Source organism: Salicola sp. AFF1 (genome assembly GCF_056783195.1).
Map to the genome: position 1 here is coordinate 49,671 of NZ_JBXAYL010000006.1, position 18,785 is coordinate 68,455.

Annotated in this window: 13 protein-coding genes; 4 read left to right on the plus strand and 9 right to left on the minus strand. The window is 60.1% G+C overall.

What is annotated here, in order from left to right:
• Positions 1-82: 82 nt before the first annotated feature.
• Positions 83-715: a hypothetical protein gene (locus AC1RQI_RS05515; RefSeq protein ID WP_481903984.1), complete on the plus strand. Its 633-nt coding sequence runs from the start codon at positions 83-85 to the stop codon at positions 713-715.
• Between the two features lie 113 nt (positions 716-828).
• Here AC1RQI_RS05515 and AC1RQI_RS05520 read toward each other — a convergent pair whose 3' ends face one another.
• The 7 genes from AC1RQI_RS05520 to AC1RQI_RS05550 all read right to left on the minus strand — a co-directional run bounded on the left by AC1RQI_RS05520 (position 829) and on the right by AC1RQI_RS05550 (position 11,705).
• Positions 829-2,988, minus strand: coding sequence for an Ig-like domain-containing protein (locus AC1RQI_RS05520; protein ID WP_481903985.1), 2,160 nt, complete (start codon positions 2,986-2,988; stop codon positions 829-831).
• Complete coding sequence (locus tag AC1RQI_RS05525; protein WP_481903986.1) at positions 2,951-3,283, minus strand: hypothetical protein; 333 nt, start codon at positions 3,281-3,283, stop codon at positions 2,951-2,953. The genes AC1RQI_RS05520 and AC1RQI_RS05525 overlap by 38 nt, the downstream gene beginning before the upstream one ends.
• Before the next feature lie 107 nt (positions 3,284-3,390).
• Complete coding sequence (locus AC1RQI_RS05530; RefSeq protein WP_481903987.1) at positions 3,391-4,320, minus strand: DUF6160 family protein; 930 nt, start codon at positions 4,318-4,320, stop codon at positions 3,391-3,393.
• A gap of 328 nt (positions 4,321-4,648) precedes the next feature.
• Positions 4,649-7,654, minus strand: a complete 3,006-nt coding sequence (locus tag AC1RQI_RS05535; RefSeq protein WP_481903988.1) for a pyridoxal phosphate-dependent decarboxylase family protein — start codon at positions 7,652-7,654, stop codon at positions 4,649-4,651.
• A gap of 23 nt (positions 7,655-7,677) precedes the next feature.
• Entirely contained in the window at positions 7,678-9,558 is a 1,881-nt protein-coding gene (locus AC1RQI_RS05540) for an acylphosphatase (protein ID WP_481903989.1), read from the minus strand.
• Positions 9,559-9,806: 248 nt separating this feature from the next.
• Positions 9,807-10,799, minus strand: a complete 993-nt coding sequence (locus AC1RQI_RS05545; RefSeq protein ID WP_481903990.1) for a DUF6160 family protein — start codon at positions 10,797-10,799, stop codon at positions 9,807-9,809.
• A gap of 246 nt (positions 10,800-11,045) precedes the next feature.
• Positions 11,046-11,705 carry a hypothetical protein gene (locus AC1RQI_RS05550; RefSeq protein WP_416634616.1) on the minus strand — a complete coding sequence of 220 codons (660 nt, stop codon included), beginning with the start codon at positions 11,703-11,705 and terminating at the stop codon, positions 11,046-11,048.
• Positions 11,706-11,835: 130 nt separating this feature from the next.
• Between AC1RQI_RS05550 and pabB the strand changes: the two genes are divergently transcribed.
• Positions 11,836-13,140: an aminodeoxychorismate synthase component I gene (gene pabB, locus AC1RQI_RS05555; protein WP_481903991.1), complete on the plus strand. Its 1,305-nt coding sequence runs from the start codon at positions 11,836-11,838 to the stop codon at positions 13,138-13,140.
• Positions 13,141-13,194: 54 nt separating this feature from the next.
• Here the strand turns inward: pabB and thrH are convergent, their stop codons facing one another.
• Positions 13,195-13,809 (minus strand): bifunctional phosphoserine phosphatase/homoserine phosphotransferase ThrH, encoded by a 615-nt coding sequence (thrH, locus tag AC1RQI_RS05560; RefSeq protein ID WP_416634618.1) that lies wholly within the window; start codon positions 13,807-13,809, stop codon positions 13,195-13,197.
• A gap of 150 nt (positions 13,810-13,959) precedes the next feature.
• Between thrH and AC1RQI_RS05565 the strand changes: the two genes are divergently transcribed.
• Positions 13,960-14,700, plus strand: a complete 741-nt coding sequence (locus AC1RQI_RS05565; RefSeq protein WP_481903992.1) for a phosphoadenylyl-sulfate reductase — start codon at positions 13,960-13,962, stop codon at positions 14,698-14,700.
• Here AC1RQI_RS05565 and cysB read toward each other — a convergent pair.
• Complete coding sequence (gene cysB, locus AC1RQI_RS05570; protein WP_416634620.1) at positions 14,694-15,668, minus strand: HTH-type transcriptional regulator CysB; 975 nt, start codon at positions 15,666-15,668, stop codon at positions 14,694-14,696. The two genes, AC1RQI_RS05565 and cysB, sit on opposite strands and share 7 nt — an antisense overlap.
• 180 nt (positions 15,669-15,848) lie before the next feature.
• Here cysB and AC1RQI_RS05575 point away from each other — a divergent pair, with 180 nt between their 5' ends.
• Positions 15,849-18,545 (plus strand): winged helix-turn-helix domain-containing protein, encoded by a 2,697-nt coding sequence (locus tag AC1RQI_RS05575; protein WP_481903993.1) that lies wholly within the window; start codon positions 15,849-15,851, stop codon positions 18,543-18,545.
• Positions 18,546-18,785: the final 240 nt, after the last annotated feature.

Consider the following 18,785-nt stretch of genomic DNA (forward strand, 5'->3'; position numbering starts at 1 on the left):
GGCACTAATCACTATTGCAATACGCTGTCAAACATCAAATACTGTTTGGTGAATGATCAGCATACGACTTGGACATACGACCATGGCTACCAGACCGATTCTGACCCTGACCGCATTGGGCGCCAGCCTCATTGCTGGCAACGCACTTGGCGAAGGCGTCCAGAGCCTTTCACAGGATGAGATGGTGGACACCTATATTCAGGACTCCGCCATTGTGGTCTCTCCCAGCAGCAATAGCCAGACCCGGAACAGTGAACCGAATCGGACGAAAGCCGTCCGGGCACTGATACGCCCCGGCGAACCCATCCGGACGGAAGCGGATGAGACGCAGAAGGTCATGTCGTTCCAGCAGCACCGGTGGGAAAGTCTTGACGAAGCCCAGCGTTTCGCCGAACAGGCGTTCATTCGCCAGGCACTGGCTTCGCCCGCCAACCGCCTTGATACGCTGCAACCCCAGTTCGATACCGGGCTCCCCCAACCTTCCATTCCCGGTTATGGCGTACCGGAAATTCCAGAGGGGCCATTCACGCGCAGCTACCAGAATGGCCAGCTTGGTCTCGCCTTCGACGGTGAAACAGTGAACTTCTCCATGGGCAACAATCTGCCCGGTGTAGACACCATCGACCTGCCCAAAGGAATTGATGAGGGGCCGGTTAAGCTGACACCCAAGGCCGGAGGTGGGTTCGACCTGGCTATTGATGTGCCACAGCAATAGCGTCTGAGCCAGGCTCGTCCCAGAGCGCCATCCTCAGGAGTTTTCAAAAGAAGGGGGCCACGATTGTGGCCCCCTTTTTGTTGCATGACTGCCGGCTGAATAGGCAGTCAGCGTCAGTCACGCGCCTCCACCAGGGTGACATCCCCGATAGTAACGTTCTGTCCGTCACGGCCCAGAAATTCAGCGAGCTGGTTCTGCATTTCGTTATGCACGGCTTCGCCACGGTAAACCGGGAATGTTGCCCCGTCTCCCTTGCGCGGGTCGCTGTCCTCGGTCACCGGCTTCAGCGGCGATGCGTGCGTCCCGAAACGGAAGCCAAGCGCCGCCTGGAGAACACCACCATTATGGTAGTCACCAGCCAGCGTCAGCGAGCCGGAACCAGGGTCATCAGCCACGGTGGGCGCCTTGTTCAGGCCAACCGCCTCCAGCAGCGGCGTGCTACCAGCCAGTGGACGCCCTTCAACGGACGGCGGGAGCACCAGGTCTGACGGCGTTTCGCCAGCACCGGTTGACCCATCGTTACCCAGAATCTGGGACAGGTAAACCGGGCGCATCCCGCCGTCAACGCCCTTACCGATGGCTGCCGCATGGTTCAATGGCTCGGCGCTGTCGATCACGGCCTGAACGGATGCAAAGAACCGATAGTAATCCTCCGTGCCCGGTTCAACACCACTGTCGGCGAGGCCAGCTCGAAGCTTGGGGCCTATGGTGGCACTGCCCTCAAGGGCCCGCATCAGCCCACCAACAGGGGTCAGCATGGATACCGATTCGATACCCGCATTCCAGGAAAGGAAGGGCGCGGCCACAACATTGCCCACCGAATGCCCGACAAAGTGCAGCTCATTGGTGTTGATCTTCGCCAACGCTGCGTTCTTGTCACAATCCGGACCGGCGAAGCCATCACTGAACAGCTTGGTACCACATTCCGACATATCCGCGTTGCGCAGATGATGGGCCAGTGCCACCAGATCCAGAGCGCCCTGGCGCAGGTTATCCCTTTGAGTCAGCGGCTGGGACGGGTTCAGGAAATGCGACCCGGAACCGTCGATCGCACCATCGCTCTGGTCGCTGCCATTGCCCACGAGATCCAGATACTGGGTCCGCTCATAAACCACGGGCAACGCGCCCCGCATCCCCTGGGCCCACTCGATCTCGCCGTCGCAAAAAATCCAGCAGGCGCTTGTAACTGCGGAATTGTACAGGCGGGCGTTGAAGTTGGGCGCGTAAAGGTCTGTCAGGTCGGGATTATCAATATTGCGCTCAACAAGGCCATGCAGGGGCATATCAATGCCGACCACAGCAAACCCTTCCTGGGCCAGACGATCCGCAACGGCCAGTGCATTGGAGCGATTCTGCTGGATTGCGTGCTGGAAAATCACGACCGGATAACCGTCCCCTGAAGGCTCCGGGACGCCACCGGCACTGGGATCCGGAACGGCCATCACCAATGGAGCGGTCTGGACCGTACGGATAATCGACTCACCTGAGGCGCTACCGCGGACCGCATCGGCATTACAGGGTCCGTCCCCGCATTCCCAGCTCTCGCTGAGCGCCGCATCATCCTCGGCAGGCGACGGTTCGAAATCATTGGCTGGCGAACCGGGCGAGAGGTCGGACGCCTCACCAATGCCGTAGGGAAGCCGGATGCTGCCAGGCAGGATGTGTGCTTTTCCGCCTGGTGTGGACGGCGCTTCTTCGCCTGTTGCCTCGTCAAGATTCACCAGGCAGATCACCGAGGTGCACTCAGCTTCGGTTTCATTGAAAAGGGTTTTGAGGCCGTCGTTTTCGATGAACGTTGCCGCGGACGCGAAGGTGGCATCCACACGCTGCGTGGTGACGCCCCAAGCCAGCAGCATGTCAAAGCGGCTGACCTGATAATCCGGATCGTCCTCGATTGGCGCTATAGCGCGATTGGTCACACACTGCAGAAGGGTCTGGCCTTCCTTGACCGGCTCGTCAAACTGATCCAGCCGGTCCGTGTTCAACGCACCCAACCATGACACGGGGTAGCCCACTTTTTCACCATCCGTATCCTCGATGCCCGCCATCAGGGCCACCGTATAGGTGGTATTGTAGTCAAGCGGCTTCACCGGCCGGATCTGGAGGGCATTCTGCTGGTCATCGTAGTGAAGGGTGTAATCCTCGCCCTCAACCAGCTCTCTTTCCACATCGGTGGGTCGGGCACGCTCCGGGTATCCCTCACCCCCGCCGGCCATTTCAAATACGCGGACGGTCTCACCCCCCAACCAGGGTTTCGGGCTTGATGTCGCCATCAAAACCCACCCGCCAGGAGGCCACAGTCGAGAAGCCATCCAGCTGGTTCAGCGCCAGGGGTACGCTGGCACTGCTGCTGTCAGGGTCCGCCACCGGCACATTAAGGGTGCCATCCAGATCGTCGGCAGACTCCACGCCTGCCTCAAACAGAATGTCATAGGGGAACGGAATCACCTGATTCCTGGGATCAAAAGCCACCTTGGTGTCTGCGGTAACATCCGAACCATGGGCACTGACGCTCACCAGCAGGGCAGCGGCCAGAATCGACAGTATCGAGATTCGACGCATCTTCATCACTCACTCCTGATTGCGGCGAAACAGGGTTTACAACCCGGTTTATCCTGAAACAGCAAGGCCGCCCTCGGGCGGCCTTGCTGCGACTTCCAGGACGCCTGTTGGCGTTATTCGCGCCCGTAGATTGCCATGGTCGTATCCGTCACCTTGAGATTACGGATACCGACCGAACCGATGCTGGCAAAGTCACCATTGCTGTCCGCATTGCCGATGCCGATTTCAGGCATCCAGATATCGGCCTGGAAGGTGTCCAGTTCGACCCGCAGCGCTTCGTCCACCTCAGAATTGACGGCGCCGCCTGGCCCAATATTCATGCTCACAAGCGCCGGATTGGCAGCAATGGAGCCAGTGCCCCTGTTGCCGTCCTTCTTGAGGTCACCAAGAGACCCTTCACCTGCCATGCGCATACCCCGCAGGCTGACAGCCGCGACATCAAACTTGACATCCAGGTTATCGATACCGAACGCCACATCCACGCCCAGCGAGCCAGTGGTTCCGGTATTGCCATCGAGATCCTGAGTCCTGGCGATGATGTCCAGCTGGGAAAGGAACAGCGATGCGTTCAGGTCAGAAACCAGCGTTGCCGAATCGGAACCGTCCGAACTCTGCAGTCCCATGGACCCGATGGTGATGCCCGCATCAACCGGTACGGAGCCATCATTCTCAATGTTTTTCAGAGAAATCAGGGCATCGCCGTCATTAAGTGGACCACGCTGAATGGCGCGAGGGCTAACACCGGATTTCACATCATCCGGTGTTTGACCATCCTTGACCAGATCCACGTTGATCGCGATATCCAGCGAATCCCCGAAGGCACCACCACCAATATTGATATCATTGACCAGCACCGAACCGGTGTTCTCACCCTGGCTATAGGCGACCTGGTCAATACCAATCTTGGTCTCCAGTTCCATGGTGACGCCCGCCTGGCCGGTGGTGTTGCCCATGGCCTTATCGGACATGGGCTCCATCGCCTGGGAGGCGAAGGGGGCAGCGGCAATGGCCGCAGCGAGTGTGATTTTATTCAGGCCTTTCATAAGGTTGCTCCTCATATTTCTTTGTTATTGGGCAGTACAGAGCTGCGCTCGGATCAGGCACCAATTGTTCTTGTTGTGGCTGGCACCATGGTCATCATGATACTGACCACGTGAGGTTAAAAAATGGACTGTTTAGCAAAATGAACGAATGGCTCCCCTGACGGGAACAATGGCCATTTACGTCAAAATCATACCTAGGTAATTGATATTCAAGCTTTTATAAAAACCCCGCAACATTAACCCGCTGTCATTGTGTTTCAGAAATGAGGACTGACTCACAGAGGCTTGACTAAGGGGGTGGTTGACCACTGTTCACGCCAGCGCGTTCTCAGGTTAAACAGTGCTCAATGCAGAGGCGGATCTTACGCAGGATGATGTCCACCTGTTCCAGCTCCTCCTCCAGATGGGCTGCCAGCCCCTGGCCCGAGTGATACCCAGCGGACAGGACCCGTGCCCCAATACTGATTCGCAGAGCCGCCGTTTCCGAGCCTTTAAGGGGGACTGGTTGCCCAATGTGGCAGCATTGGCCGGCAACCTGCTGCCTCTCCCGGCTCAGCGGTTCCAGCGTATCCGTATCCAGCTCCTGATTCAGCAGCTCATACAGTTTGCGGGCCTGCCCCGGGTCAAGCCAGTCACCGTCGGCTGAGCCCCGAACCAGGAAGGGAAAGATGGTACGCCGGTTGGAGAGCTCTTCCCCATTGAAGTCGCTGCGGGCCCACCAAGGGCTGTCCGGCTCGAAGAGCGGCTCCACCAACGGATGGTCACGCAGGAGCCTCACAACCTGGTTGCTGAACCGGTTGAGCCCGTCGATCCGGAGCGATTCCGGAACCGCGTAGTAGCGTTCCATCTCCGCCAGCGCCGCGCGCCACCGCAGCAGAACGCCCGTCTGCACAACCGGCTTGGCACCGGGAACCAGGCTCTGCCAGCTGCCAAGCGCATCCGAGGGCAGATAGTCGGCAAATCCCTCGGGCAAGCGGGGCGCCCGTGGCAGCCGGGCACAGAGCTGGGCGGGGAAAACCACGGCACCGCTGAATGGCGGCCCGGTAAAGAACTTGGAGCCGGTCAACAGCAGACTATCCCCTTTTTCGAGGTGACGCCGCAGATCGTCCCGATCCGTCCGCAGCTGGCAGGCATCAATCACAATCTGAAGCCGATCACCACAGCTCTGCCGGAGGCGCTCCATCACTTCCCGTGACGGACACCACCTGCCCAGCTTGGACTGCTCCATGGCATGCAGAATGACAGAGTGGCCCTCACTCACCAGCGCCTCGACACACGCCTCGGTTGCTGCATCCATCTCAGCAGGCGAACGCGGGCGACCGCTGTCATCATGGACCTCCACCGCTCTGTAACCGATGGGGGGCATGCCCGCCAGTCGCTCACCACGGCTCACACGCACCCCGAGGCAGGTGGTGTCGTCAAAATGCCGCCCGGTCACCGACTCCGGCGTTCCGGACCCCGTTTCATCGGCGCCGCAGACAACGCTCACCCAGGAGCCGACCGATTCAGTAGCCGTTACCCCCACCGACAGCAGCTGGGCATCGGTCCCGGAGGGCAGGAGAACAACCCCTGGATCAAGATCGGCCAGACCCAGGATCCGGACCAGATCCTGTTCAAGACTGCGGAAATAATCCGGGACTACACCGCCTGCCTCGCCCGCCACCAGATCATGCAACAACTGCTGGCGGTAATGGTCCGCCGCTTCATAGGCCTGGGGCGAAACGGAAGAAGCCGTCGAGGAGGCAAACGTGAAGGCGTGCTCGCGGGGTGCGGGCGAACAGCCGTAGCGATTGAGCCCAGTGACGGGATCAACAACGAGCCGTCCGTCGCCCCCCTGCATGAAATGCCAGTGCGTCGGGTTCAGCAGCGACGGGTAATGCGTATCCAGGCATTCGCCAATACGGCGGGTATGATGGAGCAGTTGCTCAAGGTGCTCCCACTCGGTCCGGTGGTTCACAATGGCCACGCGTATGGCCAGAGTGCCCTCCAGCGTGGTTGTGGAGGGTGCGGATACCCCCTGGAGCTGGAGTTGCGTCACCACGGCCCTGTTCAGGGCATTCAGGTAGTGCTCCGAATCCTCGGCGCGGTTGCCGCTGCGCACCGGCCGGTAACGCAGGCAGACAATATTGCTGCCGACCGGCGCCAGGCACTCCATATCCGCCGCGGCCTGGACAGCGGCCGCCAGCTGGCGCGCCAAATGGCAATGCTTCCTGACGCTGGCCGCTATGGTGTCCAGTCCGGCCCCCTGGAACGTGAACCAGACCTTCAGCGCCAGGAACCCGCGTGACAGTTCCGGGCCCAGGTCGCAGGGCCAGGGGGCCCCGGCTTCGAGACCCAATGGCTGGGTTTCAAGGTACTCGACCGGTTCGGAAAAGGTTCGCCGGTGCGTCTCCGCATCACGCACCAGCACCCCGCCAACGGCGTAGGGGACCTGAAACCACTTGTGGAAATCAAAACCCACTGAGTCCGCGCGACTGGCCCCCGCCAGCTCCCCCGCATATTCCTCCAGCAACGCCAGGGCGGCCCCAAACGCGGCGTCCACATGGAACCAGAGCTGTTCCCGCTCGCAGAGGTCAGCGATCGCCCACAGGTCGTCGATGGCGCCCGTATTCACGGTACAGACCGTCCCCACAACGGCGAAGGGTTTCAGGCCAGCCCGACGATCCTGCTCGATGCACGCCTGAAGGGCTTCGGTGTCCAGCGAGTGGTCAGCACGGACCGGGATGCGCCGTAAGGCATCACTGCCCAGGCCCAGGAGCTGAAACGCCTTGACCAGGGCGCCATGCGTCTGGGTTGAACAGTAACCAACCAGGACCGGCCCTTTCCCCTGAACGCCCTGGCGCTTCACATCCTCGCCCAGCGCCCATTGCCGGGCAACGGCCAGGGCAATAACCGAGGCCATGGAGGTACCACTGACCAGCAGGCCGGAGCTCCCGGAAGGAAAATCAAAAAGGTCACGACTCCACTGCACCACCTGCCCTTCCACCGCATGTGCAATGTGGTTCCTGCCACCCAGGTTGTTGTTCAGAAGCGCCGCGCAGAGTTCACCCAGCGCGCCATAGAGATTACCGCCACCGTGGACCCAGCCAAAAAAGCCCGGGTGGAGGTTGCCGTTGGTATACGGAACCAGGTAATCCCTGAAATGGTCCAGAAGTTGATCAACGGGCTGCCCACCACGGGGCGCGGGACCAGCAAACGCACGCCACGCCGTTTCCGGAGCGGGTTGCCAGACCGGCGCCTGCTCAAGCCCCTTGTAATGGTCCAGCCCCGCCTCCAGCGCCTCGTGGAAAAAGCGTGCCAGAGCTCCGAAATCGTCCGGATCAAGATTCGCCATGACGGCCCCGCACCAGCGCTTGCTCAGGCTTCCGCCATCACGGCGGTTGTTCCGGCCGGTTCACCGGCGGCTTCCAGGACCCGGATTCGTCGCGGCATTGTTCCGGTCCAGTCCGCGACCGCCACCTGGTCGATGGAGGCTTCTTCCGGCCCCTTGGGATCGGACAGAAAATGCGCCAACGCCTTGTCACTGCCAGCCAGGACCGCTTCTACCCGGCCGTCGGACAGGTTCCGCAGCCATCCCTTCAGGTTATGCGTGTGCAGTTCATGCCGGAGCCACTCGCGGAAGCCATGCCCCTGAAGATCGCCACTGAAAAGCACATGCCGGGCAACGGGCGCTGCCGGATCGGCCTCAAAACCGTGCTTCTGGGCCGGCCCCTCCAGGCCTTTCGGTGGGTTGAAATCCCACTCCGGCACACCGGCCCGGGCACAGAACATCCGGTGCGCCGCGAGGATAATCTCGCGAGCCGCCTCGTTCTCAGGCGTGTTCTGGTAAGTCTGGCGCAGGAAACTGCGCATGCTGGCATTGGCTTCGAAAACCACGATCCTGCCGTGATTCTCAGCTTCCGTGCAGACGGCGAAATCGACCCCGAAATAATCCACATTCAGCGTCTGTAGCGCTGCTTCAAGGTCTTCCCAGATGCCAGCCTCAAAATGGGACGCTGGATCCTCGATGTAATCCTGCTCCATGTCATAGAGCCAGGGGAATTTGCGGAAGGCTTTCCGGGTTTCCTCCCAGTGCACGTTCCAATCGCCATCATGGCCCACCCGCAGGTGGGCGGGATAGAGTTTGCCATCAACCATGAAGGCCCGGTACTTGGGATGGAAACGGTGGCCCTCGGCGCGTGAATCGGTGAAGGTGACATCGTGGTACTGGAGGACATAGACCTCCGCTTCACTGGTGATCCGTACCGGGGTGGATTCGGGATCATCAATCCGGTACATGTGCTTGCCATTCTGGAAACCGGAGGGCCGAACGATGATGGGCGCCCTCAGGCCGTTATCCCGAACGGCTTGCTGGACCTCGCCGCTGATGTCGCCCTTGACACGGCCCAGGGAGATGCTGCGCGGCATCAGCAGACAGTCATTCTGCCCGAGACGTTCCGCGTTTTCCGCGCGCGTGGTGCGCAACACCTCGGAGGGCGCATTGATAACGGGCGCATTGAACTCAGCGCACACTTGCTCCGCCTTCCTGAGGCCTTCGTGGCACCGCCCCACATCCGTAATGCTGTTGTAGATGACGTCAACGCGCGGAATTTGGGCAAGAACCTCTGGCTGGTCGTCAATCACATCAACGGTCAACGAATAGAGCGCAATCGCGCCCCGGTCCGTCATGTGCATGAGGTTATTGTGCCCCTCGCTGACGCTGAGCTGACGGGATGAGGGATCGTATTGGTAGGGCACATTGTTCAGTGTTCCCAGAACCAGTATCCGGAGCTGTTGTTCATCGGTGGCTTCGGTGCTGTCCGTAGGCTCCTGATACGCCGCGTTCAGGGCCCAGTGGCAGCTCAGAGCCTCTTTACCCAGAATGCCGTAGAGGCCTGACAGAAGCCTCATGGCGGTCACAGAACGCGCCTTGTCAAGGCTCGCCCAGTGGCGCGCCGCGCTCAGGGCATCAAGATGGGCTTCCGCCTTCAGCGCCTGGTCAATGTAACGCCCCAACAGGGTCTCGTTGTCCGGGTCAATCCGCAGCGCCCTTGAGTAACTGAGCAGCGCGTCTTCGCTTTTGTTGCTGCTTGACTGCACCTGGGCCAATGAATGCCAGCCTTCCGGGGCCGCCGGATCAATACGCAGCAGCTGTTGGGCCGCGGTCGCAATGGCCTCTGCTCCTTCAGCTGCTTTCAGGTTCGCCTTCGCCTGTTCCAGCTGCGGAACCTCGTTCTCGGGAACCCGATGGCCGGGCATCCCTCTGGTCCCCCCGGATCCCCGCTTTCTGATACGTTTTGTTTGCTTTTTCTTGCCTGCCATTGGTTCCCCCACTACAGCCTTATCAGCAGATCAACAACAGGGAGCTGTTCCGGTCGCAGTCCCGGCTTCAACCCTTACCATAACGTCCCGACCGCCCCTACTGATGCGGAAGGTTTCCCAAAACGGACATCCAGACATAAAAAAAGCCACCCCGAAGGGTGGCTTTCCGCGACTAGGCCGGTGCGTTATTCGCGGCCGTAGACGGCAATCTCTGTCTCAGAGATGTTCAGGTTGTCGATACCAACCCGGCCAATGCTCGCAACGTTGTTACCGTCGCCAGTACCAACGTTAACCTCCGGCATCCAGATGTCAGCCGTGAAGTTATCCAGGTTGATGTTCAGCGCCTGATCCACATCAGAGGCAACCGCGCCACCCTGGCCAATATCCATGCTCACGACCGCGTGGTTGATTGCTGTGGGATCAGCAGTGGAGCCGGGACCTGTGGACTTGAGCGCACCCAGCGAGTCAGCGCCTGCCATGCGCATGCCCTGGATATTCACGGACGCTACGTCGAACTGCGCATCCAGATTGTCAATGGCGAAGGCTGTCTCAATCTCGAGAGAGCCGGAGTCCGCGTCACCGCCGACCTTGTTGTCAGTACGGGCAACAATGTCGAGCTGGGACATGAACACGTCCATGTTGATGTCGGAGATCAGCGTTGCCTGGGCATCGCCGTCCGAATCGGCCAGCTGCATAGCATTGCCGTCATTGGACGCGTCGCCCAGTTCACCGGTCGCATCGCCACTGCCGAGATTGACGTTCATGTCGACGGCGCCATCACCCTTGAGGTTGCCCACGGAGATGAGGGCATCGCCATCGTTCAGGTCCAGATCATTGCCAGTGCCGACACCAGGCGCAGCAATTTTTTGGTTGTAGTCACTCAGGCTTTCACCGTCTTTCGCCAGATCAACGTCCACGGTTACGTCGAGGCCATCACCAAAACCCGGACCGCCAACACCAGCAATGTCCAGATTGTTCATCAGAACAGAGCCTGTATCAGCGCCCTGATCGTACTGGATCTGGTCCATGCTCACCTGGGTATCCAACTCAATGGTGACACCAGCCTGGCCAGTGGTATTACCCATGGCCTGGTCGGACATTGCTGTGAGTTCCGCCTGTGCGGCGAACGGTGCTGCGGCAACGGCGGTTGCCAGTGCAACTTTATTCAGGCCTTTCATAATTGTTCTCCTTCGAGATGCTTTGTTTGCGTACTTTATTTTTGTTCCCGGCCGGCTCCGACCGGTGATTGTCATTCTAGGTAAGACAATCGGATCATTGAGTGAACGGGTTCACAGGTGACGAGGCCGAAGGCGGGGAGGGGGTGAACTGTGATTCTATTAACAGACGGCCATTTTTTGACAAAAACGGCCACCATGGGGTGGCCGAGTCCGTAATGCCAGCGCCGCGGAGGGCGGGTTGGGTGATTACCCGTTACTCTTCTGCTGCTTGGCGGCCTTGCGCATGATCCGCTGCACCGTTGCCTGCAGCTCGGGATTGATCTGCTGGGAGATGGGACTCCCGAATACCCACTTGCCGTCGTCGTTTTGCCAGTACGGAACGGACATCAGGAGCCCGAGCCCACCCAGGTGCTGCAGCTCCACCATCAGGAAGCGCACATCCTCGATGCTCCTGTCCCCCTTGATGGAATCCGCCAGCTCCTGCTTGGCCTTTTCCTTAACCCCCTGCGGCATCTTCGAGGTCATGAACAGGCCACTTGCCGCCAGGTTGCCCCGGAGCGCATTGGTCACAATGGTTTTCTGAACCGCATGCGCGGCCACTTCTGCCCGCATTTGCTGTTCCGGATCAATGTGCAGGAACTGCCCCTCCCCTTTATGGTTGGAAACGTAGGCGTAGGGCACAAAGCTGCCGTTGTTGCGAATGCTTTCCTCCGCCTTCACCTTGCCTTCCTTGAAGAGCTTTTTGAGCATCGCCACTACCAGTTTCTGCTGCTTTTCGGACAGCTTCCCGAAAGCCATCTGCTTGGTGCTCTGCTGCTCGAGGCCATCAGCCCCCTCCTGGGCAACGCCCGTGGCCGGCACCAGCATCATCAGGATCAGGGCAGTCAGAACCAGTTTGCGGAACATCGTATTACCTCCAAGGATACGCCATACTTTGCGGTCCAATTATGCATCACAGCACTTTTGCAGCGTCGTTCACCGGGTCACATCCGGACCACTGAAAGGTTAAACTGTGACGCTTTTCACCGGAATCGCCATGGAATTGACGCAAACACTGCCCCAACTGAGCTGGTCGGATCTGGCGCTGGCCCTTGCAGATGAGCCCGGGTTCTGTCTGTTTGATGTGCCAGGCGCCACGCACGAGCCTGCGCCGATGCGCGCCATGACGGCCCTGCCACGCTTCAAGGAAACCTGTTACCAGTGCGCCGACCACACCGCCGGCCTCAGCCGGCGGGCAAGGCAGGCCCCCACGAACGGAGATGGCTGGCTGCCGCTCAAGCTCGGGTTCGTGAGCTATGGCGATGGCGAGATGGAGCTGCCGGGGCGCGGTCCCTCGCCTACCCCACTGATCCAGGTCAACGAATACGACTGGGTGATCCTGTATCACCCTGAAGGCGGGACAATTGAGCTGCACATCCATCCGGACTGCCCGCCAGAGCGTCAGCGTTACATCCATGCACGCCTGCGCCGCCTTGCCCGCCCGGATGACAGCGCTGCCCCGGTGCCCTTTCGGCTCATGGACCGGTTTCAGCCCTGCCAGGAGCGCGCAACCTATCTGGAGCAAGTCCGGCGAATCCAGGACTACATCCACGCCGGTGACGTCTACCAGGTCAATTACGCCCAACCCTTCAAGGCACGCTACGAGGGCCACCCCATCCACGCCTTCCAGGCGCTCCACCGGGCCAACCCCGCGCCCTGCTCCGCTTACTTTGACACCGGCGCGAACCGCATTCTCAGCCTTTCCCCGGAACGTTTTCTGAAGGTCCACAAACACCAGGTCGAAACCCGGCCCATCAAGGGCACCCGGCGACGCGGCACCACGCCGGAAGAGGATCAACAATTGGCGCGGGAGCTGCTGGACAGCCCCAAGGACCGAGCCGAAAACCTCATGATCGTGGACCTGCTGCGCAATGACCTGGGCAAATGCTGCCGCACCGGATCGGTGAACGCCGATCCCCTCTTTGCCCTGGAAACTTTTGCCAATGTGCATCACCTGGTTTCCTGCGTGACCGGCGAACTGGACCCCGGGCTATCACCACTGGAGCTGTTGCTGAGCGCCTTCCCTGGTGGCTCCATTACCGGTGCCCCCAAGCGCCGGGCCATGGAGATCATTCGCGAACTGGAAGAGACGCCCCGGGGTGTCTATTGCGGCAGCTTCTTCCACTGGACGCCCTGTAATGGCTTCGACAGCACCATTGCGATCCGGACCCTGGAATGCCATGACGGCCAGATCACCTGCTTTGGTGGCGGCGGCATCGTGTCGGATTCGGAACCCGAGGCGGAATACCAGGAATCGGTAACCAAGGTTAAGCTTCTGATGGAGGTATTGGAGGGGTTATAGCGACAGGGGCAGGCGTCCGCCCCAAAGCGGCGCCAGCCTCCTGATTGGCAGGATTCAGCGGTGGCCAGCCGTGCTGGCGTTCAGAAACGCCTGTTTCAGGCTGTCATAGTCATGAACGGCCGGGAATTGCGGGAATTCGCTGATCACGTTATCCGGCGCATGGAACAGGATGCCGGCATCGGCCTGGGCCAGCATGTTGGTGTCGTTATAGGAGTCACCGGTGGCAATGCAGCGCATGTTCAGAAGCTGGAAGGCTCGCACCGCCTGGCGTTTGGGATCCGGCTGACGCAGATGATAATCCTTGATGGTGCCATCCTCCCCCACACTCAGGCGGTGGCACAGCAGCGTCGGGTAGCCGAGCTTTTCCATCAGCGGCATGGCGAATTCATAGAAGGTATCTGACAGGATCACCACCTGGAAGTGGCGACGCAGCCAATCCAGAAAATCCCGTCCGCCCTCAAGAGGCGCCAGCTCACTGACCACTTCCCGGATCTCGGGCAAGCCGTAGCCGTAGCGGTCCAACAGAGCCAGGCGTTGCTGCATCAGCTCATCGTAATCAGGAACATCCCGGGTTGTTGCCTTGAGTTCCGGAATACCGGTTTTCTCGGCAAACGCAATCCAGATTTCAGGGACCAGAACCCCTTCAAGATCAAGACAGGCCAGCTCCACGTCGCCTCCTTTACCCAATACCCTTGCCAGCGTTGTTTTTGCGGGGTCGCCATCATAAATAAACCCTGAACTGAATGCACGAGTAATAACGCAAACTGGATGTTAGAATTGTTAGCACTGAATCCACCCTCGATTGATGGAACCCCATTGATGGATATCGAAAGCCTGAACAGCGAGCTGGCGGATGCCTCCCCCCGCAAGATCCTCAAGACCGCTCTGGAGCAGGTCGATCGTATCGCGATTTCGTTCAGCGGCGCCGAGGACGTAGCCCTTATTGCCATGGCGCACAGCCTGAAGAAACCCTTCAGCGTTTTCACGCTGGACACGGGCCGCCTCCATCCGGAAACCTACCGGTTTGTGGAACGGGTGCGCCAATACTACGACCTGGATCTGGAAGTCCTTTTTCCGGACGCGGAAGCGGTCCAGAACCTGGTCAACCAGAAAGGCCTGTTCAGCTTCTACGAGGATGGTCACGAGGAGTGCTGCGGCATTCGCAAGGTGGCGCCGTTGCGGCGCAAGCTGTCCGGCCTTGACGCCTGGATCACCGGCCAGCGGAAGGACCAGAGCCCGGATACCCGCAATGATGTGCCCGTGGTCCAGCAGGACACGGCATTCGAGGGGCGCAATGGCCCCCTGGTCAAGTTCAATCCCCTGGCCAACTGGTCATCCAGGGACGTGTGGGACTACATCCGGACCATGGAAGTCCCCTATAACGAACTGCATGACCGGGGCTTTGTGAGCATCGGCTGCGAGCCCTGCACACGCCCCGTCCTGCCCGGCCAGCACGAGCGCGAAGGGCGCTGGTGGTGGGAAGAGGCCACCAAGAAGGAATGTGGCCTGCATGCTGATAACCTGATCGCCAGCTCCAGCGTGGAGTGGGGGACTCAGTAGCTCGGCAGCACCATGTCCCCGAACAGCTCATCCAGCTCAGCCTGGGAGTTGCGCTGCGCCGCGGCCTCAATCAGATCGCGACTGAGGTGCGGCGCAAACCGCTGGATGAAGTCCACCATATAGGCCCGCAGGAAGGTCCCCTTGCGGAAGGCAATGCGGGTCGTACTCGGCTCAAAAAGGTGCTGGGCGTCCAGTGCCACCAGATCCGGATCCGCTTCCGGATCATGGGCCATGTGGGCCACGATCCCCACGCCCAGGCCGAGCCGGACATAGGTCTTGATCACGTCCGCATCCGATGCAGTAAACACCACCCGCGGTGTCAGCCCCTGGCTCTCAAACGCCTGATCCAGCCTTGAACGGCCCGTAAAGCCCTGCACATAGGTCACGAGGGGGTATTGGGCCAGCTCCGCCAGGGTCAGTTTCTTCTTGCTGGCCAGCGGATGATCCTTCGGGACCACGGCACAACGGTTCCAGCGATAGCCGGGCATCATGATCAGGTCATGGAACTGGTCCAGCGCCTCGGTGCAGATGGCGAAATCCACCACGCCATTGGCCGCCATTTCAGAGATCTGCCAGGGCGTGCCCTGGTGCATGTGGAGCGTCACCTCCGGGTATTCCTCCATAAACGCCCGAATCAGCGGCGGCAGGGCATAGCGGGCCTGGGTATGCGTGGTGGCAATACGCAGCTCGCCCTTTCTCTGGTCACTGAATTCCTGGGCAATGCGCTTGATGCCATCCGAACGCCTGAGGATCTCCCCCGCTTCACGGATGATGCTCTCGCCCGCTGGCGTAATGCGCGTCAGGTGCTTACCCGAGCGCGCGAAGATCTCGACCCCCAACTCATCCTCCAGCATCCGGATCTGCTTGGAGATGCCCGGCTGTGAGGTGAACAGCTCGGCGGCGGTGGCGGATACATTCAAATCATGGTGGGCTACTTCCCAGATGTAACGCAGCTGTTGCAGCTTCATGCCTGGAGACTCCGGGGCTTTAACGTCGCTATAAGAATATAGCGTATTATTCCATTTTTTTCGCATCCTGTCCCAGCCCTCCTCCAGGGAAGCAGGCGTCACAGCACCTTGATCCTGTCACCGCCAGCCCCGACAATGCGAACCTGAGCACAGGAACGGGACCAGGGACTGCCGATGCTATTGGCCACCAAATTCATGCGCCCGGCCGCGGACCCACGCGCCATCGCCCGCCCCCGTCTCCTTGAACGGCTGCAGCCTGATGCCGCACGCCGGGTAACGACCATCACGGCGCCTGCCGGCTATGGCAAGACCACCCTGGTGAACCAGTGGTGCGCGAACCACGACGAGGCCGTGGGCTGGCTCTCCCTGGATGAACAGGATGACGAACCAAGGCGCTTCTGGTCGTACATCCTTGGTGCTCTGGAACATACCATTATCGGACATCAGGAAAGCATCCACCGTTATCTGGACAGCCCTGGCCAGGAGCACATCGAGGGCGCACTGACAGCGCTGATCAACACCCTGACCGAGCTGTCCATTCCACACACCAACCTGATACTCGATGACTATCACCTGATCCAGGACGCCGATATCCAGCGCCAGATGACCTTCCTCGTGGACCATGCGCCACCGGCGCTGCACCTCGTTTTGCTCTCGCGCACGGAACCGCCACTACCGCTGTCCCGGTGGCGGGTGAAGGGCTGGATGGAAGGCCTTCATGCCAGTGACCTGGCCTTTTCCGAGACGGAATGCAGCGCTTTTTTCAATCATTACATGGGGCTGGCGCTGGATGCGGATAGGGTTCGCGCCATCTGGCAGCGAACCGAAGGCTGGGCGGCCGCCATGCAGCTGACCGCCCTGTCGGGAAAAAGCACGAGCACCAGCGACCTTACCCAGGCAGTGCTCAATGAAGGCGAGCACAGCCGCCAGATCAATGACTACATCCTGACTGAGATTCTGGATCAACAGACACCGGAAGTCCGTGACTTTCTCCTGCGGACCAGCGTCTGCAGGCGCCTGAGTGCCGAGCTGTGCAACAGTGTCCTCGAGCGTGACGACAGCCAGGCAGTTCTGGAGCAGCTGGTTCACGCCAACCTCTTCATTATTCCCCTGGACACCCGGGACCAGTGGTTCCGCTATCACGACCTTTTCCGCGAGGCATTGGCGCAACGCCTGAGCCAGACCGATCCCGAGGCTTACAGGGCCCTGCAGGCCCGGGCGATCCGCTGGCTCCTGGAGGAGGATCACCTCCAGGAAGCCATTGTGCAGCTGCTGCAGCTGGAAGACTGGGACTGGCTGGAGCAGGTGCTGGAGCAGTACGGGAACAACCTGATCCACACCGGCTTTCACGAACTGGTCCACAAATGGCTGCAGTATCTGCCGGATGAACGCACAACGCGCAACCCGCGCCTGATGATGCTCCAGATCTGGGCCCTGTTCTTTCTCAACCGTCTGAGCAATATTGAGCCATTACTGGAGCAGCTGGAAGACATCCTGGACATCCGTGTCGCCAACTCCGACGACAATGCCGATGTGGCACTGGCGCTCCATAACGAGATCGCACTGATCCGCTCCTACATGGCGCGCACCCGTAGCGACCACTCCAGCGCCCAGCACCTTACCCAACAGGTCCTGCGCGATATTGACCACACCAATATCCCTTTGAAATCCGTAACCTACTACGGCATCGGCCTGGACTGCTACGCCAACGGGGACCTGGCCAGCGCCACCCATGCGCTGGAATCAGCAGTGGCCTACGGCCGCCGCGAGAAAAAGCACGCCACCACCCTCTCCAGCGGCGGCCTGCTCGCCTGGATCCTGTTCTACCAGGGGGAGATGGACCGGGCCCTGGACGTCGGCACCAGTGTCCGGGAATGGGTCAATTCCTACCATACCGATCCGCAACAGCCCCGGCTGGTCTCATGCTGGCAGAACAGCGCCATGGTCCAGATCCACCGGGAGAAGAATGACCTGACGCTGGCGGACGCTTACATGACGCCCCTGCTGCCCCACCTGGGGTCGGGCAGCGAACCCGGACAGCACGTCGTCATCCAGTACACCCGTGCTCACCTCGCCTTTTCCCGGGGACAGTACCAGGCAGCCATGGAGTACCTGGAGGATGCGGAACGCGTTCAGGACCAGAAACGCGACGCCATCCTGTTCGAACCGCCCTGCCTGGAAGCCCTTCATATCCGTTGCCACCTGGCACTCGGGGATGACCCAAGTGCCCAGGCCTGGAGAGAGCGGCTGGAAAACCACAACTACCGCAACCCCATCAACCGGGAACAGGCGCAGATTGGGCTGGCCCGGCTTCTGCTCGCGGAAGGTCAGGCTGAAGCGGCCATCAACCTCCTGGCCCCTCTCCGCTTGTCCACCGAGAAAGGGCGCCACATCAAACACCTGATCGAATTACTGGCGGTGTACGCTCTATGCCTGGACCAACTGGAGCAAGGCGAACAGGCTGGAATCATGCTCCACCGAGCCCTTGAACTGGCTTCCCGGGAGCGTTTCCTGCGGCTGTTTGTTGAGGAAGGGCCCGCCCTGGCTGCCCTTTACCAACGCATTCCCCGCCATGGACTGCCAACGGCATTCCTGCGCGAGCTTGATTCCCTTTTGGCGGTGGAGCCGGAATCCGCAACAACGCCACCTTCAGCCTCCTATGACGGTACCGAAGAACTGGTAGAACCGTTGAGCCAGCGCGAGATCGAGGTTCTGGCGCTGATCCATGCCGGCCACGCCAACAAGGAAATCGCACGGCGTATGTCGGTGGCCCAGACCACGGTGAAGGCGCATATCCGCAACCTCTACGGCAAGCTGGGAGCCAGCAGCCGTACCGGTGCGCTTGCAAGAGCCCGCGAACTGGGTCTGGTGGATTAGTAGCAGGACTCAAAGTGTGATTTAGTTCACATTTTAGAACCATTACCCTCTTTTACTCCCTCTTTTACGCCCTTTGGACGATCCCTCTACGCCCCCTATCCCCCTAAATTGGGCACCGTAACAAGAGGCAACAGGAATTCGATTTCAGGCCTTTCGGATTTCTCCTCATCAAGCCCCTCTCTCAGCCACCAACGGTTTCCGCTGGTGGCTTTTTTATGCTCTATTACCCAACAGCCATTG

Excerpts from the sequence above, each read along its gene's own strand:
- AC1RQI_RS05540 (WP_481903989.1), bottom strand. The coding sequence starts at position 9,558 with ATGCCCGGCCATCGGGTTCCCGAGAACGAGGTTCCGCAGCTGGAACAG.
- AC1RQI_RS05520 (WP_481903985.1), bottom strand. The coding sequence starts at position 2,988 with ATGGCGACATCAAGCCCGAAACCCTGGTTGGGGGGTGAGACCGTCCGC.
- AC1RQI_RS05535 (WP_481903988.1), bottom strand. The coding sequence starts at position 7,654 with ATGGCGAATCTTGATCCGGACGATTTCGGAGCTCTGGCACGCTTTTTC.
- AC1RQI_RS05565 (WP_481903992.1), top strand. The coding sequence starts at position 13,960 with ATGGATATCGAAAGCCTGAACAGCGAGCTGGCGGATGCCTCCCCCCGC.
- pabB (WP_481903991.1), top strand. The coding sequence starts at position 11,836 with ATGGAATTGACGCAAACACTGCCCCAACTGAGCTGGTCGGATCTGGCG.
- AC1RQI_RS05530 (WP_481903987.1), bottom strand. The coding sequence starts at position 4,320 with ATGAAAGGCCTGAATAAAATCACACTCGCTGCGGCCATTGCCGCTGCC.
- AC1RQI_RS05550 (WP_416634616.1), bottom strand. The coding sequence starts at position 11,705 with ATGTTCCGCAAACTGGTTCTGACTGCCCTGATCCTGATGATGCTGGTG.
- AC1RQI_RS05545 (WP_481903990.1), bottom strand. The coding sequence starts at position 10,799 with ATGAAAGGCCTGAATAAAGTTGCACTGGCAACCGCCGTTGCCGCAGCA.
- AC1RQI_RS05525 (WP_481903986.1), bottom strand. The coding sequence starts at position 3,283 with ATGAAGATGCGTCGAATCTCGATACTGTCGATTCTGGCCGCTGCCCTG.
- cysB (WP_416634620.1), bottom strand. The coding sequence starts at position 15,668 with ATGAAGCTGCAACAGCTGCGTTACATCTGGGAAGTAGCCCACCATGAT.
- AC1RQI_RS05515 (WP_481903984.1), top strand. The coding sequence starts at position 83 with ATGGCTACCAGACCGATTCTGACCCTGACCGCATTGGGCGCCAGCCTC.